The organism is Streptomyces sp. NPDC085932, assembly GCF_044540525.1.
In the GTDB taxonomy this organism is placed as follows: domain Bacteria; phylum Actinomycetota; class Actinomycetes; order Streptomycetales; family Streptomycetaceae; genus Streptomyces; species Streptomyces levis.
On record NZ_JBITSJ010000014.1, the window covers coordinates 1 to 15,205 of the forward strand.

Consider the following 15,205-nt stretch of genomic DNA (forward strand, 5'->3'; position numbering starts at 1 on the left):
AAAGAGTGACCTATTCTTCACACAAAGTAGCAACCTGCTTTAAGGGCGTCGACGAGATGTAGTTGATCCGTCGCCTGGGCCCGACTCTTTTTGCCCAGCGCTTGCGCCAGAACCGCCGGTACCGGCAGGCGGTGAGCCGCCAAGCCGGCGCCACCCACAGCCACTGACCGCTGTGTCGCAGCCGGTCACCGGTGCTCGCTCACTGACTCGGGATGCGCCATCCCCATCCGACGGCGGCGCACCGCCATCAACTGGACCGACGGGCAGCGACCGGCATCAGAGGGCGGCGCTAAGGGCGAGACCTAGGAATTTTGCCTAGGTACGGGGACTGTGCCTGAAGAGATAATTCCATGTGCACCTCCGCCCTTCGGTGCACAGATATCTTCGGCACAGCTGCAAATGGTGACTGACTTTGAAACTCCTCTCAAGGATCCCCATGCTCAATACTGAAGAATGTGAGGAGCTGGCCGAAATCGTCATAAGCCTTCGAAATTACTGGGACCGCATCCCCTCAGAGAGGGGTCGATATAAGCTGGGAGCTGCCGCATTCGCCGAAGGGAGACAAGGAGCCCAGCACTATGTGAGAGCCAGTAGGGACCGAAACAGGTTGCTCGAGCTCCACTTCGGCCCCTTTTATGATCACCTTCAGTTTGTCCTGAGCGAGGAACTCGGAGGGTCAGTTATGTATGCCACCGGCCTTGCCAAGCCGGGATTCGATATCGTTCTCGCGGAAGAGGGTGAGGAGTCGGCCAATAGCGCTGTTCACCGCGACGATCAGCATCGGTTCCTTCCTTGGCTGGAACTTCCTGATGACAGCTCCCGCACGTGCACGTTCACCCTTCCCATTGCGCTTCCCGCCATCGGAGGAGGATTGCGCACATGGGCGGAGGGAGCCTCCACTGCCCCAGGGGAATATCACCCCTATCTCCCAGGGGAGATTGTTATCCATCCTGGAAGCATGCTCCATCAGGACGTAGCAGTCCCTGAGGGGGTGGGGGCATCCCAATCTCTCGGTCACCGCATCACACTGCAGGGTCATGGGCTCTACATCGGCTCCGGCTGGCAGTTTTATCTGTGATCATTCACGCAACATCATCACAGTGGCCAAACCAGTCTCATCGGCTCCGACGCTGAATCGCTGCCGCTTTTATGCCGAGAGGGCCAGGCAGTCCTGGCCCGTTATCGATGCCAGATATGCGCGGGAGCAGCCCGCGCGGTACGGATTCTGGTCCGCTCGCTGGGCATCTCTTGGACGCCGAAGAATCTACACTTTACTTCTCTGCTAGTGTGGAGATAAAGCTCAGCGTGGGCTCCGCGTCCCCTCGGCATCGTCCATAGCTGTAAGGAGTTTACGCAGCAACGTGCGCGCTTCCTTGACCTCCTCCTCTCTGAACGCAGCGAACAGCTTTGCATGTACGGCAGTGGCTCGTTCTGTGACCCTTTGGAGAGCCTCATGCCCCTTTGGCGTCAGTGCGAGCAGTGGTGAGCTGCGGTGGTCAGGATTGGGCAGGAAAGTGGCCATCCCCATACTGGCAAGGTCATTTGCCACGCGCTGTACATTCTGACGACTGACCCCAAGGCGGCGAGCGGCCTGCGGCACACTCAGGGCTTTGGCTGAGACGACGCTCAGCACCTGCCAGCGGGCCTGTGTGAGCCCTTCTGCCTGCGCAGTGTGTTCGCCCTGCCTGCGGAGGGCCCCTGCAGCCTCGTATACGTCAGCCACGAGCAGAGCCATCTCATCACTCATAGTACCTCCACTTTGACAAGACAACACCTTACTGTCAATCAATTGACAAGTGCACCAGCTCAGCGACGCTCGGTGCGGCCCGGAAGGCAGCGCCACGAGTGCCAGCGTCGCTCGATCAGCGACGTCAAGCGCGTGTATGGACTGAACCTCGTTCTCGCGAATCTGACGGGTGTCGTTGCTCGGGCTTGGCCTCATCGCTGCATCTTCTTGTACAAGATATTCTTCACAGAATGCATGGCGAGATCGCCTGATGCAGTCACTCCAGATTGACAACATGTTGCCTAGAGGGCAACATGCTGCTAGATCTAGTAACCTTCACGGACCCCCGTCGAAGGTGGCGGGGGCGTTGATCAACTGAGAAAGATGCAATGAGCCGTCCTTTTGTTGGTCGACATGACGAATTGGCTGCGCTTGGGATCGCGACAGCGCAGGCCCGGGACGGCCAATCGTCCTTGGTGGAGCTCCGGGGGGCCGCCGGCACAGGCAAGACGACCCTGATCCGGCATTGGCTTTCCTGTCCCGAACTGAAGCGGTCCACGGTACTGCGAGCAGCCTGCGATCAGGCCGAAAGGGACCATCCATTCGGAATGATGGGACAGTTCATCTCCCAACTTCCGATAGATATCCGCGCACAGTTTCCCGAGCTGGTCGCAAACTTGGAGCGCGGGATACCTGCTCGCATCGGCGCCGCATTCCTTCAACTGCTGGAAGTGCTCCAGATTTCCGACCTGCTGATCATTGTGGTTGATGATATCCAATGGGCTGATCTCGCCTCCCTTCAGGCTCTTGGATACGCACTTCGTCGATTGCACACAGGATCGCTACTCATGGTCTTCTCGGCTCGGGAAGAGGAACCGGTCAGCGAGTATCTCTGCCGACTCATGCGCGACTATCCGAACGTACGGCGTCTCGCTCTGTCCGGTCTCAGCGAACGAGAGGTTGCCGAGCTCGCTCGGTATCATGAAATGTCACTCGAGTGGCACGACATACGCAGACTGCATGCGTACACGGCGGGCAACCCTCTGTGCGTGTTGATCCTGCTTTCTCATCACAGTCACCAAGCAACTGATCGCATCGACGACCTCCTCGCCACTCCGCCCTCATTGACAGCTGCAGTCCGTCAGAAGCTGGACCACCTCCCATCGCGGTCCCGACGCCTGGTTGAGGCGTCGGCAATACTCGATTCACAGCAGCCTCTTGCCCTCGTGGGGCAACTGGCCGGCCTCGACGAAGTCACCGCGGCGCTCGAACCGGCTTTGACGGCAGGCTTGTTGCGATGGTGGCCAGAGGTGCCCTCCACCCTGATAGCAGTGAGCCATGCTCTCCATCGGGATGCGATCTACTCAGCCATGTCACCCGAGGATCGCCGCCGGCTGCACGCGGCAGCGGTGCCCTTGGTAGACCGCGACGCCTCCTGGCGCCATCGAGTCGCCGCCACTGACACCGCCGATGCCGGACTGGCCGCCGAGTTGGAGCAAGAAGCGCTCAGGCAGTTCTCTGCCAATGGCGGGCGCGCTGCCACGCTGCTTCTGTGGGCTGCAGATCTCTCCGAGAGTCGCCATATGCGGGAGAAGCGCTTGCTGTCCGCAGCAGTCGGACTTCAGCTCCGGCTGGACTTTGCAGGTGCTGAGCGTTTGCTGTCCGCTGTACGTGCCTGTGCCGCGTGTGGTTTGCGTAGCGCAGTGCTCGGCGCTCAAGCGGCAGTTCACGGCGAATCGGAGGTTGCCCAGTCTCTTCTGTCGGAGGCTTTGGACTTCCGTCAGCCAGAATCCGACGATGCCACGGTCGCGGCCCATCTTGGTCTCGGCCGGCTTCATGCCTGGTGGGGTCGTGGTTCGGAGCTCATAGAGACAGCCGACCGTATCGGCCATCCTACGGATGTCACGCTCAAAACCTTCGCCACGTATTTCCGGTGCGCCGGTCATGTGTACTTGCATGGACCTCAAGCAGGTTTGGATCAGCTGGAGCAGTCAGCCGACATCCCGCTGGGTATCGCGCCGACGTCGGCGGGACATGATTTTCTTCTTGCCCATCGCGGACTGTGGCGCCTCATGAGCGGAGATTTCGAGAAATCCATCACCGATGCCGAGAGCGCTCTGCAACTGTCCCCCAGCAACTCAATCGCCCGGGTAGACGATGTCTCGTACTACACCATGTCTGCCGCGCAGTTCTTCCTCGGCAAATGGGAGGACGCCGGGATCAACGCGGAGCGAGCGATCCTGGAAGCAGAGGCAATGAAGAGAACATGGTCGTTCGCGCCATCCCGCATTGCGGCGGCTTTGGTAGCTGTCGGCCGAGGAGAATTCGAGCGAGCACACAGCCTGATCACCGACCTGGACAGAATCACTTCTCAATACGGGCCAGAGCAGTACATCGTCTACTCAGCAACCGCTGCGGCCTTCTTGGCTCAAGCCCGGGAAGACTATCCGGCGATGCTGACAGCCATCGCACCCCTGCTGAATCAGACCGTGACAGGATGGGTCCTGGCCTACCAGTCCTGGTGGCTACCCTTTCTCGTCGAGGCCCTGCTGGAGACGGGCCACTACGACGAGGCAGAGCACCATCTGACTGTGCTGACCGCGCTGGAAGGCACAATGCCCTACCTGAGGGCTGCCAGGGCTAGGCTATCGGGTCGATCCGCTGAAACGAGGGGCGACTTCGCCCTTGCGCGTCAGACGTACAAGCAAGCGCTTGAGGAGGACAGTCCGCAGGACCCCCCACTGTTCCGCGCGCTACTGGCAGAGGCCAACGGTTCGCTGCTCAAGCGCATGGGAAGGCGTGTCCACGCGGCGGCCTCGCTGAGGCAAGCCGCTGAGCGATTCGAGGCGATCGGAGCCCGACCGTTTGCCGAACGCTGCTTCAGAGCTCTCACGGCGCTGGGCTCCATGCCAGGCCGAGCGGAACACGGGGACTCATGCGGGAGTCGTCTCACTGATCGCGAGTGGGACATCGCCCAGCTGATCAGTCGTGGCCTCACGAACAAGGAGATCGCCGCGCACCTGTACGTAAGCACGAAAACCGTCGAGTACCACCTGGGTAAGACATACCTCAAGCTCGGCATTTCGGGCCGCCGCCAGTTGCGGGACTACATGCGCCGTCATCCTGGTGCGGGGGAAGCCCGCTGACCAATCACTGGCCGGTGTACCAACGCCGGACATGTTCACCGAAGCGCCGTGCCCTGGCCGTGGGCGAAGAGTTCGAGATCCGCCCTGGTGGGAAGGGCTTCCCAGTCTCCGTGAGCACCGACGCAGAAGGCTCCGGCCACGGCGGCCCGAGCGAGGCGCGCATCGTACTGCTGATCATCGAGTACGGCTGACAGGTATCCGGCGACGAAGGCGTCCCCCGCGCCGACGCTATTGACCACACCGACGGGAAGAGCCGGTTGATGCAGCTTGTCATCAGCCGTGTGAAGCCATGCGCCCTCGGCCCCTGCCGTAACGACAATCTCCGTCACCCCGTGTGCCAGTAGTGCCGCGGCGGGAGGGGAGGCCTCGGTGAGGAGGTCGAGCTCATCCCGCGATGCGAAGACAGTGTGGACGAACGGGAGCAGCTCGCGGAGGGTGGTTGCGGCCTCACTTCTTGGCCACAGCCGCGCACGGTAGTTCACATCCAGGCTGACCGGAGTGCCTCTCATGTGGGCTGTCCGGGCTGCTTTGAGCACGGCATCACGCGCGGTGCCGGACAGGGCGGGGGTGATGCCGGTGAGGTGAAGCAGAGTGGGCGATGCGGCCGTCACCGCTGCTACGGACTCGTCGGCGGTCAGTGTCGAGCCGGCAGCGCCCCGGCGGTGGTAACTGACACGGGTGATGTCATGGGTCGGCTGATCGAATGCGATGAAGCCGGTGAACGACTCCGGTGCTGTGCGAATGAAGCGGGTGTCGACTCCTTCGGCGCGTAGCGTCCTGCGGACGAGCTGCCCGGGCTCGTCATCGCCCACGGCGCCCATCCAGGCGACGTCATGCCCCAGCCTGGCTAGGCCAATGGCGACGTTGCTCTCCGAACCGGCGATTGACAGATGCGCGGTCCCGCCGAGCCTCAGCGATGCATCCGTCCGCACCGCCACCATGGACTCGCCCAAGGTGAGCACCTCGGTCATCGGCCTTCCTCCACATGTGCCCGCTCGCCGGCAGTGGTCCCGCAGCGGCGAAGCTCCTCGATCGCCGCGAGCAGCGCAGTTGCGCGTTGCGCCAGGCCGGACTGGGCACCGCCGATGGCAGCGGAGCCGAGCAGCGGAGATCCGACTCCCACTGCACGCGCTCCCGCGGCGAGATATGCCGGAGCGGTGACGGTGTCGACTCCCCCGACTGCCATGAGAGGCGCATCCGGCAAGGGGGCGAGCACATGGCGCAGATAGCTGGGCCCGTAGGAGCCAGCCGGAAAGATCTTCACCGCCGACGCACCGAGATCAAGGGCTGTGATCACCTCGGTCGGTGTGAGCGCCCCGCAGATCAGGGGGACACCCAGTTCGATGGAATGGCGAGCACCGGGTGTGAGGCCAGGAGTCACGATGAACGCGGCTCCCGCTGCCGCTGCCGCCTCGGCCTGAGCCGCCGTGCGCACGGTCCCTGCGCCGATCACAGTGGATGCAGGCAACTCCGCCCGGGCTCGTTCAATGGCCTCGACGGCACCTGGTGTCGTGAGGGACACCTCAAGCGCTGTGATGCCTGCGTTCACGAGAGTGCGGATGCACTCCAGGGTGCGTTCGGGACCGTCGGCCCGAAGGATGGCGAACACTCTTCGGGTTGTCAGTTCTGCCAGAAGGTTCACGGCATCCCCAGGGCGTTGTAGACGGCAGAGATTTTATGGATGCTACTTTCAAACTACGCAACATCCAAGCCATAATGCGGATCATCTACCTCAAGGAGGCGACGTGCGGATCACGCAAGTGACGACTCACATCCTCAAGCAGCCCACCGAAGCGCCGTATCTCGGGAAGCAGGCAGACGTGGCGCAGCAGAGCAACGGCGCCGGTTACTTCGTACGGGACCCCTGGCGCAGCCTCTACTCCCCCGCCATGGAAACCGTCCTCGTGTCGGTCATGACCGACGACGGAATCGAAGGGTGGGGGGAGGCCCTGGCGCCCGTGGCCCCTGAAGTCGTCGCCGCAATCATCGATCGCATGCTCGGACCATGGCTGCTCGGCAGAGACCCTCGTGCGGTACGGCCCCTTTGGGACGGCATGCGCGATCTCATGCGTGAACGTGGACATCTGGTCGGCCACCAGGCCGACGCCTTGGCCGCTCTCGACATCGCGCTGTGGGATGTGGCCGGCAAGGCGTGTAACGCCTCGGTGGCACAGATGGTCGGTGGGGCGTACCGCCACGACATCCCGGTGTACGTTTCCGGTCTGCCCGAGCCGACCGATGAAGGACGCGCGCGCCTCGCTGCGAAATGGCAGGAGCAAGGGGCACATGCGGTCAAGATCGCTGCGGGAAAGGGCATCGAGGCCGATCTCGCCACGTACGACGCCATCGCCGCCGCGGCTCCTGGCCTGCGCATCGCGGTCGACGCCCACTGGGTGTACAGCTTGTCGGAGGCACTTGAGCTCGGGCAGGCTCTCGACCGTCGCCGGGCTCTGTTCTTCGAAGCACCGATGGCGCCCGAGGACACCGAGGGGCATCGTGCTCTGGCCTCCCGCCTGACCACTCCGGTGGCGGTTGGTGAGGCCATGCGCAACCGTTATGAGTTCCGTGACTGGCTGTCACGTCGCGCTCTGGGACTGGCCCAGCCTGATGTCGCCCGGACCGGCATCACCGAAGCGATGATCATCGCTGCGCTCGCCGACACCCACCACGTGCAGGTGGCCTGCCATCACTCCGTGGGGCTTGGGGTCGCGCTGGCCGCGGGACTGCACGTCTCTGCAGCGATGGCGAACTGCCCCTTCTTCGAGTTTCAGCCCACCACCCTGCCCTTCTCTCAACGAATCCTCCGGACCCCGCTCGACGGGGGACCAACTGGCTTTTCACTCCCTGCAGGACCAGGACTGGGTATCGAGATCGACCGGGAAGCGGTCCTCAAGCTTGCCAAGGAGAACTGACGTGGTACGAGGCAACGCACCCACCGGGCTCGTCCCCATCCTCGCCACACCCTTCACCGCGTCAGGTGAGCTCGACATCTCCTCACTTCGGTCCCTGGTGGAGTTCCAGTTGGCCTGCGGAGTCGATGGTCTCGCAGTCTTCGGCATGGCGAGCGAGGGGTTCGCGCTGACCGCGGAGGAGCGTTCTGCCATCCTCCGCGAGGTCCGGGATGTGGCGGGAGACGAGCTTCCGCTCGTGGCAGGCGTCAACGGCACGAGCACGGTAGTCGCGATGGAACAAGCCCGTCTCGCTGTGGCGGGCGGGGCGGACCACTTGATGGTCCTCCCCCCTTTTCTTGCCAAGCCGAACCGGCAGCAGGTCACCGACTTCTTTGCCGAAGTCGCAACGGCTGCCGAAGCCACGGTGATGGTCCAGGACGCCCCGGGCGTCACCGGCGTCGCCATTGACGGCGCCACCATTGCCACGCTGTCGCGCATTCCCACCATCACATCGGTCAAGGTGGAAGCACCCCCCACCCCTATCAAGATCGCAGCAGTGGTCGAGGCGGCACACGAAAGCATCGCCGTACTGGGCGGGCTGAACGCTGCTTCACTCATCGAGGAGTACGACAGTGGGAGTGTCGGCACCATGCCGGCATGTGAGTTTGCCGACCTGCTGCGCTCGGTACTCGACGAGCTGGCCGCGGGCAAGCGAGCAGATGCGCGGGAGACGTTCGGCCGGCTTCTGCCGCTCATTCACATAGGTATGCGTCCTGGACAAGCATGGGCGGTACACAAGGAGGTACTGCGCCAACGAGGGATCATCGCATCGGGCACCGTGCGGCTTCCTGCTCAGGACCTTGACCTCGTGACAGCCAGAGCCCTGGCCGAGATTTTGGACGACCTTCGGTTGCCCACGTGGCGGAAGGTTTCGGCATGAGCCGTGGTGTCCTGCTGATCGGTGGCTCCTCCCCTATCGGTCATGCTCTAGCCGAAACCTTCACTCAGGCGGGCGACAGAGTCGTGAGCGTCTCACTCAACCGCGACGCCGGTCCGGCCACCGCCCACAACCTTGCTCTGGACGTCAGCACTCCTGAAGGAGCCGATCGGGCGGTCGCGGATGCGGTCGAGGTCCTTGGGGGTCTCGACGTTTTGATCCTCGCCGCTGCCACCATGGCACCGGCAGCAGCACATGCGGCTACTGCCGACGACTGGCATATGGCGATCACGAACACGCTCCACACCGCCTTCTTCCCGGCGCGAGCATCGTTGCCGGTGCTCCCCCGCGGCGGCTGCATCATCGCCGTGACCTCTGTCAACGCCTCTCTTGCCGCGCCCTGGCTTCCTGGATACTCGGCAGCCAAGGCCGGCGTCGAAGGGCTGGTACGACAGTTGGCCCTGGACTATGGACCACGCGGCATTCGCGTCAATGCCGTCGCCCCGGGAATGATCGGTAACCATGAGTTGCCCATGGTCACCGAAGGTTATCCCCTGGGCAGGGTGGGCCGTTCCTCTGACGTCGCCGAGGCGGTTATGTACCTTGCCGGCGCGGACTTCGTCACGGGGGTGGTACTTCCCGTCGACGGTGGTCTCTCCATCGCTTCACCCGCCGCGTTTCTCCGGCCTGACCTGCGTCGGAAGTTGTTCGGGCCCCCGCAACAAGAAGTCTGATCACACTGTTGTGGCAGACATCCTGGGCCCGGGGGGCATCCAGGATGTCTGCACACGGCTCCGCCCCCCACGGAATGGGTGCGTCAGAAGCGTTACGTGTCCCACGCTCGGCGCGAGCATGAGCATCACATTTTGGACCTCCTTGGGCCGAAGCGCTGCACCGTCAGCCGGGCACACACGCTCGCTGAGCAGCAGGCCCGCCCTGGACCTCCACTTCCGCTGCGTAGATCCAACCGGACCCGGCCTCGCCAGTGACGGTTGCTGTGGTGATGAGGAGCCGAGAGCCGATCAGGGTGCAGGCAGTCGGCCGGGAGCAGGGCAGAGGGATACGCGTCAGTTCGTCTCCCTCGGGGCTCAACCGGACGACGCACCAGCCATCCCAGAGGGCTACCCACAGACAGCCCTCGGAGTCGACGGCCAAGCCGTCGGGCACCCCAACCGGAACAGCAAGCGGAGGGCCCGCGTCCTCCAGCATGTCCTCCACGCCAGGGCGCAGACGGCGAATGACCCGGCGGCCACTGTCCACGACGTAGGCCGTCGTGCCATCAGGGCTCCAGCCGATGCCATTGGCCGCCAGCAGACCATCGAGCACCGTACTGGTACGCATGTGCTGACCGTCGCCGTCCAGCACATGCAGTCGGCCCCGGGGCTGCAGAGGGCGCCGGGCGCACATCGACCCGATCCAGAAGCGCCCGGCTGCATCGACCGCTCCGTCGTTCAGTTGCGCATGCTCGGGGAAGGCCTCCAGTTCGGCCAGGACGGAGGCGGCCTCGCCCGGCTGCCAGCGGAGGACTGAGCCACCCGTCACAAGCAGCCAGGTTCCACCTTGAGCGCGTACAGCACAGCTGAGCGGGCCGGGAACCTCCGTCACAGGATCCGCACACGACACCCAGTGGTCCAAGGAGCCATGCGGATGTACGGGAGCGAGCCAGAGGCGGCCTGCCGCGAGATCCACCCAGCTCACAGTCCGCGACTCTGCATCAAAACGAGGAGACTCGCCCAGAACGGCCCGGGGAAGCGGCGTGCGGATAAGGTGAGGGCTCAATCCGCCGGCCCGCGTACCGACAACGGCATACGTGGCTGCGGCGCCCGGGTCATCGTGAAGCCCAGTGCGACGGACAGTTCGTCGGCCGCCTCGATCACCATCAGGGACAGCTCCTGCTGGCGCGCCGGAGGTTCAAGCTCGGAGAGGGGCCCGCTCACGGACAAGGCCGCCACAGCCTCGCCGCTCCGCCCGCGGATCGGGGCCGCGACACAGGCCCGGCCGAAAGCCAGCTCCTCGATCTCTGTTGCATAGCCGCGATTGCGCACCTCCTCCAGAGCCTTGTGCATCTCAGAAGACCGCGTGATCGTATGAGGCGTGTAAGAGTTGGCAAGGCCTTCGTCGTAGTAGATGTCGACATACTCCTTGCTCTGCTCAGCCAAGATCGCCTTTCCCATCCCCGTGGCATGCAGCGGGGCCGTCCGCCCTGCCATGGTGAACGACTTCGGCGACTTGGCCCCTTCAAAGTTGCACAAGTAGAAGAGCTGCCTGTCGCTGAACTCGGCAAGGTTGACACCGAGACCAGTGGCATGTGCCAGGTTCTGTGCGACCTGACGAGCAGCGCGGAAGAGGAACGAGCTGTTGAGAGCAGCCGAACCCAGCGTCACCAGCTGTGGGCCCAGTCGGTAGAGTCCCGTGCGAGCATCCTGTGCGACGAAGCCCAGACGCTCCAGTGACGAGATCATCCGTGACACCGTGGATTGTCCCAGCCCTGTCCGGGCAGAGAGCTCGGAGACCCTCAGCTCATTGTGCTCGTCAGAGAAACAGACAAGCAGGGACAAGGCGCGCGCGACCGCCTGTGTGCCAGCGCCGGATTCGGCTGCCATGATCCTCCATTCGACTGTGACCATAGCGGTCACGATATTCTATCCACTTTGCGCAAGATGCTTGCAGATTCTGGCAGACGTTAACGCATCCTCGGTTGGGACCGCTAACGGCAGTGACTCTCGCTCAGCGGTCCTGCTCGAGGACGTCCTCCAGCTTCTTCCTGAGGGCATTGAGCCCACTCTGAACGCCGGTCTGGCCGGCGAGGATCGAGGCGACGCCTTCGCCGATCGCGGTGTCAATCTGGGACTTGCTGGGGAGGCTCTCCCACACGGGGGCTCGTGAGTGATCTGCGACAGCTGTGCGGAATCCGTTCTGGAACGCGTCCTTGTCCAGTCCCGGCACCCGGGTGGCGACACGCGCGTCGGCCGGAGCCAGGGCGTTCTGCTTGTACAACTCGGTGGCCGCGTCCGTGTCCGTGAGAACGTAGGAGATGAAGTCCTTGCTGGTCTTCTCTCCCTCGCCCGCACTGCAGAAGAGGCCCGTACCCCAGAAGCGGTTGTAGGACGCGTTGCCCTCTGCCTTGGGCCGCTGCAGCGGCCGGAGAGCAGCGGCGAGTTCGGCGCTGCCACCATTGGTTCGCAGAAACGTGCGCGCGAGCGGAGCGTCGTCGTAGATGACAGCCTGCCCGCGAGCGAACAGGATGCGAGCGTCGGTTCGTGCCACGCCGGCCTTGGTCAGTCCGGCTTCCTGCAGTTCCTTGTACCACTTGATCGCGGCAACACTTGGCGCGTCACCAATGGTGCAGCGCAGATCCTTGGTGACGACCTCGCTCCCCCAGCCCCACATCCAGTGAGCGGCATCCTTCAGATCGGGGTTCTTGGTCACCGCCGCGTACGGGATCAGCTTGGAGTCCTGTCGCTTGATCTTCTCCAGGGCAGTCGCGAATTCCTCCACGGTCATGCCGTTCTTGATGCCGACATCGTCAGCTACACGTCCGTCGCACACCATGCCGATGCCCGACGCGGTGTAGGGAAGACAGTAGAGCTTGCCGTCGACCCGAAGCGAGTCGATGATCTTCTCGGGAAGGCTCATACCGGCAGCCAGGTCGGAAAGGTCAGCCAGCCTGCCGGTCGGGAGCAGGACTTCCCAGGGTCCGCCCTGTCCGACGCCGATGAAATCACTCGACTTCGCAGCCAGCGTCAACTGAGTAGCGGCCTGGTCATAGGGATAGATGACAGGCTTGATCTTGCTGCCTGACTTCGCCTCCCAGCCCTTGACGATTGCCTGCCAAGCCTCCTTCTGCGCCTCGTCACCCAGCGAGTTGCCGTAGAAGTTGATCGAGTCGACCTGCGACTTTCCATCCGTGGACGAGTCTTTGCCAGGCGTGGTGGTCGTGCAGGAGACGGCCCCGAGGGCGCCGAGAATGCCGAGGGCTCCGAAGCCCGCGAGCAGGGACCTTCTGGATACGTTCTGGTCGGGGACGGGTGTATGAGTCACTTTGGCTCCTGTGAGTCGGAGTGCACAGCGAAAGGGGTCTTTAGCCCTTCACCGCTCCGGCAGCCAGGCCGGAGACGAAGTAGCGCTGAAGCGCGATGAAAATCACTGCGAGGGGCAGTGAAGTGATGACGGACGATGCCATGAGGGCAGGCCAGTCCGCAGCGCCCTCGTGTATGAAGGCTGTCGTCATCCCAACCGGCAACGTTTGCTTGTCGGGGCCGGCGAGAGTAAGAGCGAAGAGCAAGTCGCTCCAGCCGCGCATGAAGGCGAACATCGCGGCGGTGACGAGCCCCGGAACGATGAGAGGAAAGATAATTCGAAAAAGGGTCGTCAGGTTGGACAGTCCGTCGACCTTGGCCGCCTCGATCAGTTCGTCCGGGAGCCCGTCGATGATGCCCTTCAGCAGGAAGACGGTCAGCGGAAGTGTGAACGTCGTGAACGCCAGAATGACGGCCAGATAAGTGTGGAGCAGCCCACTGGCACTGAACATGAGGTACAGCGTGACGAGCAGCAGGGCTCCAGGCAGCAACTGTCCGATCAAGAACATGACCATGAACGCATTGCGGCCTCGGTAGCGGAACTTGGACAGCGAGTAGGCCATCAGGCCGGACAGGAGTACCGATACGACCGCGGTCCCCGCCGAGACGACGATGGAGTTGCCGAGGTTGTCCAGGAGCGTTGAGTCATCGAAAAAGGACTGAAAGTTTTCCAGCGTGGGTTGTACGGGGAAAAGCTTCCGATCCGAAGCGAAGACGTCCTCACGATCCATGAATGCCGTGGCCACCAGCCAATAAATGGGCAGCAGCCCGAAAAGCGTGAGCACGCTCAGGCCGATTTTTCCTGGAATCGTGAGAGGTGGGCGCGTGATCCCCTCGCCGACGTGGCGGGACTGGCGCTGAGGGTGCCAGAGATTGATGGTCACGACTCCAACTTCCTGTTGATCATGAAGTACGCGCCGCAAACCAGGGAGAGAGTTCCTAGCCACAAAACTCCCATTGCGGCGGCCCGGCCGAGCGAGAACTCCGTGAATGCGTACTGGTAGAGGCTTACGGCAAGCGTCATGGTTGACGTACCAGGGCCTCCTCCGGTCATGACAAAGATCATGTCGAAGGAGCCGAAGTTGTAAATGAACTCCAGCATGGTCACCAGGGCGACCGGGCCGATCAGGTGGGGCAAAGATACGTGCCTGAACCTCTGGATGCGTGATGCTCCATCAAGTGCAGCGGCTTCGAGTTGCTCCCGCGGAAGGGTTTGCAGCACGGCGAGGACCACGACCATGATCCATGGAAAGGTGTTCCAAGTTTTGGCAATGACCACGGAAAGCATTGCTGTCATCGGCCGACCCAGGAAGTCCACTGAGGGCAGGCCGACTTGTGTCAGTATGTGGTTGATAACTCCGTAGCTGTCATTGAAGATCCAAGCCCAGAGAAATGACACGACGACACCGGGCAGCAGCCAAGGCAGCATGAGCAATCCACGAAGGATGTTTCGACCACGCAAGCGACTGTTGAGAAAGATGGCCAACGCCACACCTATCAACAGCGGGAATATGGTCGCAAGAGTGGAGAAGACGAGAGTGTTTCCCAGCCTGTCAACGAAGACCGGCCACACGTCCACAAAGTTTCCCAGGCCTACGAACCTTCGCTCGGGCCTGATCAAGGACTGATCGTAAAGGCTTGTCCCGATGCTGGCCACCAGAGGGTAGACGGCCACGACCAGGAAGAGCGCCACCGCCGGCACCGCGAGCATAAAGCCGAAGGTGCGGTCACGCGCTCCGAGTGAGGACCTACGACGGGACCGGGCTGCGGTAGGCGCCGGCACGGATGACTGCTTTGCAGTGACTGCCATGTTGTCTCCTCAAACCGTGACAGCGCTGAACCGTAACGCAGATCTCCCATCTAGTAAATGGATGAGGACTGCACATGTAAGCTTAGAGATCCACGCGTGACGGGATCGTGTCCGCAGCGCGCCAATGGCGTGGGTGACCGTTCTCCGACATGGATCTGACGCCAACAACTCCAGGGCCGGGCGTACCTGCTGCGGCGAGGGACGGGAGGATGAGGGCCCCAGGTCGTGACCCGAGTCGAACTGTCAGTCACCGGACCGGCACTTCGCAAAGACTGCGACCGCCAAGCCGCGGGGTTCGACATCCAGAGGTGCGCAGCCGCCACGTGGCGGCCGGCCCGGGCACCGTCACGTCCTCGGCCGGGCGAGGGGTCCCTGCAGCACCGCACGGCTTGCCCCCTCAAGCCCTCTCGCCAGCTCTTCCGTCTCTGGCGCACATTGTGAGGTTCCAGTTGTTGTCGGCGGCTGGTCGCGTCGTGAAAGGAGCAGAGACTGCTACGACGGCAGGTCGCGCGAGTATGCGGGTTCTTTCGGACAAAGCACCCTCCTCAGGGACTTCTCGGTCTGCATACTCAGCAGCGCATGCCGTGGCTTACCCCAGGCAACATCCCTAGTCCGA

General features: G+C 62.9%; 13 protein-coding genes. 5 read left to right on the forward strand and 8 right to left on the reverse strand.

The annotated features are described in order from the left end of the window. The first annotated feature begins 436 nt into the window (after nt 1-436). Nucleotides 437-1,078, forward strand: a complete 642-nt coding sequence (locus tag ACIGAQ_RS37640; RefSeq protein WP_399791343.1) for a hypothetical protein — start codon at nt 437-439, stop codon at nt 1,076-1,078. 222 nt (nt 1,079-1,300) lie between these two features. On the opposite strand, the gene ACIGAQ_RS37645 is transcribed toward ACIGAQ_RS37640, so the two are convergent. After that, nucleotides 1,301-1,747, reverse strand: a complete 447-nt coding sequence (locus ACIGAQ_RS37645) for a MarR family winged helix-turn-helix transcriptional regulator (RefSeq protein WP_399791346.1) — start codon at nt 1,745-1,747, stop codon at nt 1,301-1,303. Nucleotides 1,748-2,115: 368 nt separating this feature from the next. Between ACIGAQ_RS37645 and ACIGAQ_RS37650 the strand changes: the two genes are divergently transcribed. Beyond that, nucleotides 2,116-4,872: an AAA family ATPase gene (locus ACIGAQ_RS37650; RefSeq protein WP_399791349.1), complete on the forward strand. Its 2,757-nt coding sequence runs from the start codon at nt 2,116-2,118 to the stop codon at nt 4,870-4,872. A gap of 35 nt (nt 4,873-4,907) precedes the next feature. Here ACIGAQ_RS37650 and ACIGAQ_RS37655 read toward each other — a convergent pair whose 3' ends face one another. After that, entirely contained in the window at nt 4,908-5,843 is a 936-nt protein-coding gene (locus tag ACIGAQ_RS37655; RefSeq protein WP_399791352.1) for a sugar kinase, read from the reverse strand. Further along, entirely contained in the window at nt 5,840-6,514 is a 675-nt protein-coding gene (locus ACIGAQ_RS37660) for a bifunctional 4-hydroxy-2-oxoglutarate aldolase/2-dehydro-3-deoxy-phosphogluconate aldolase (protein ID WP_399791355.1), read from the reverse strand. Before ACIGAQ_RS37660 ends, ACIGAQ_RS37655 begins: the two co-directional genes overlap by 4 nt. Before the next feature lie 103 nt (nt 6,515-6,617). On the opposite strand from ACIGAQ_RS37660, the gene ACIGAQ_RS37665 reads away from it, so the two are divergent. Genes ACIGAQ_RS37665 through ACIGAQ_RS37675 form a run of 3 tightly spaced genes read left to right on the forward strand, consistent with a single transcriptional unit; the run spans nt 6,618 to nt 9,434 of the window. After that, the gene (locus ACIGAQ_RS37665) at nt 6,618-7,784 is read left to right on the forward strand and encodes a mandelate racemase/muconate lactonizing enzyme family protein (protein ID WP_399791358.1); all 1,167 of its coding nucleotides are present in this window, start codon (nt 6,618-6,620) and stop codon (nt 7,782-7,784) included. Between the two features lies 1 nt (nt 7,785). Next, nucleotides 7,786-8,703 (forward strand): dihydrodipicolinate synthase family protein, encoded by a 918-nt coding sequence (locus ACIGAQ_RS37670; protein WP_399791361.1) that lies wholly within the window; start codon nt 7,786-7,788, stop codon nt 8,701-8,703. Beyond that, nucleotides 8,700-9,434 (forward strand): SDR family NAD(P)-dependent oxidoreductase, encoded by a 735-nt coding sequence (locus ACIGAQ_RS37675; RefSeq protein WP_399791364.1) that lies wholly within the window; start codon nt 8,700-8,702, stop codon nt 9,432-9,434. The genes ACIGAQ_RS37670 and ACIGAQ_RS37675 overlap by 4 nt, the downstream gene beginning before the upstream one ends. A 163-nt stretch (nt 9,435-9,597) precedes the next feature. Here the strand turns inward: ACIGAQ_RS37675 and ACIGAQ_RS37680 are convergent, their stop codons facing one another. The 5 genes from ACIGAQ_RS37680 to ACIGAQ_RS37700 all read right to left on the reverse strand — a co-directional run bounded on the left by ACIGAQ_RS37680 (nt 9,598) and on the right by ACIGAQ_RS37700 (nt 14,589). After that, a complete protein-coding gene (locus ACIGAQ_RS37680; RefSeq protein WP_399791367.1) occupies nt 9,598-10,479 on the reverse strand; it encodes an SMP-30/gluconolactonase/LRE family protein in 882 nt (293 codons plus the stop codon). Beyond that, a complete protein-coding gene (locus ACIGAQ_RS37685) occupies nt 10,476-11,327 on the reverse strand; it encodes an IclR family transcriptional regulator (RefSeq protein ID WP_399791371.1) in 852 nt (283 codons plus the stop codon). The genes ACIGAQ_RS37680 and ACIGAQ_RS37685 overlap by 4 nt, the downstream gene beginning before the upstream one ends. 100 nt (nt 11,328-11,427) lie before the next feature. Further along, nucleotides 11,428-12,741 carry an ABC transporter substrate-binding protein gene (locus ACIGAQ_RS37690; protein ID WP_399791373.1) on the reverse strand — a complete coding sequence of 438 codons (1,314 nt, stop codon included), beginning with the start codon at nt 12,739-12,741 and terminating at the stop codon, nt 11,428-11,430. Between the two features lie 40 nt (nt 12,742-12,781). Further along, nucleotides 12,782-13,663, reverse strand: coding sequence for a carbohydrate ABC transporter permease (locus tag ACIGAQ_RS37695; protein ID WP_399791376.1), 882 nt, complete (start codon nt 13,661-13,663; stop codon nt 12,782-12,784). After that, the gene (locus ACIGAQ_RS37700; protein ID WP_399791379.1) at nt 13,660-14,589 is read right to left on the reverse strand and encodes a carbohydrate ABC transporter permease; all 930 of its coding nucleotides are present in this window, start codon (nt 14,587-14,589) and stop codon (nt 13,660-13,662) included. Before ACIGAQ_RS37700 ends, ACIGAQ_RS37695 begins: the two co-directional genes overlap by 4 nt. Between the last annotated feature and the right edge of the window lie 616 nt (nt 14,590-15,205).

What these genes read in the sequence shown, in the direction of transcription:
- ACIGAQ_RS37640 (WP_399791343.1), top strand. Translation starts at nt 437, where the DNA reads ATGCTCAATACTGAAGAATGTGAGGAGCTGGCCGAAATCGTCATAAGC.
- ACIGAQ_RS37645 (WP_399791346.1), bottom strand. Translation starts at nt 1,747, where the DNA reads ATGAGTGATGAGATGGCTCTGCTCGTGGCTGACGTATACGAGGCTGCA.
- ACIGAQ_RS37650 (WP_399791349.1), top strand. Translation starts at nt 2,116, where the DNA reads ATGAGCCGTCCTTTTGTTGGTCGACATGACGAATTGGCTGCGCTTGGG.
- ACIGAQ_RS37655 (WP_399791352.1), bottom strand. Translation starts at nt 5,843, where the DNA reads ATGACCGAGGTGCTCACCTTGGGCGAGTCCATGGTGGCGGTGCGGACG.
- ACIGAQ_RS37675 (WP_399791364.1), top strand. Translation starts at nt 8,700, where the DNA reads ATGAGCCGTGGTGTCCTGCTGATCGGTGGCTCCTCCCCTATCGGTCAT.
- ACIGAQ_RS37685 (WP_399791371.1), bottom strand. Translation starts at nt 11,327, where the DNA reads ATGGTCACAGTCGAATGGAGGATCATGGCAGCCGAATCCGGCGCTGGC.
- ACIGAQ_RS37700 (WP_399791379.1), bottom strand. Translation starts at nt 14,589, where the DNA reads ATGGCAGTCACTGCAAAGCAGTCATCCGTGCCGGCGCCTACCGCAGCC.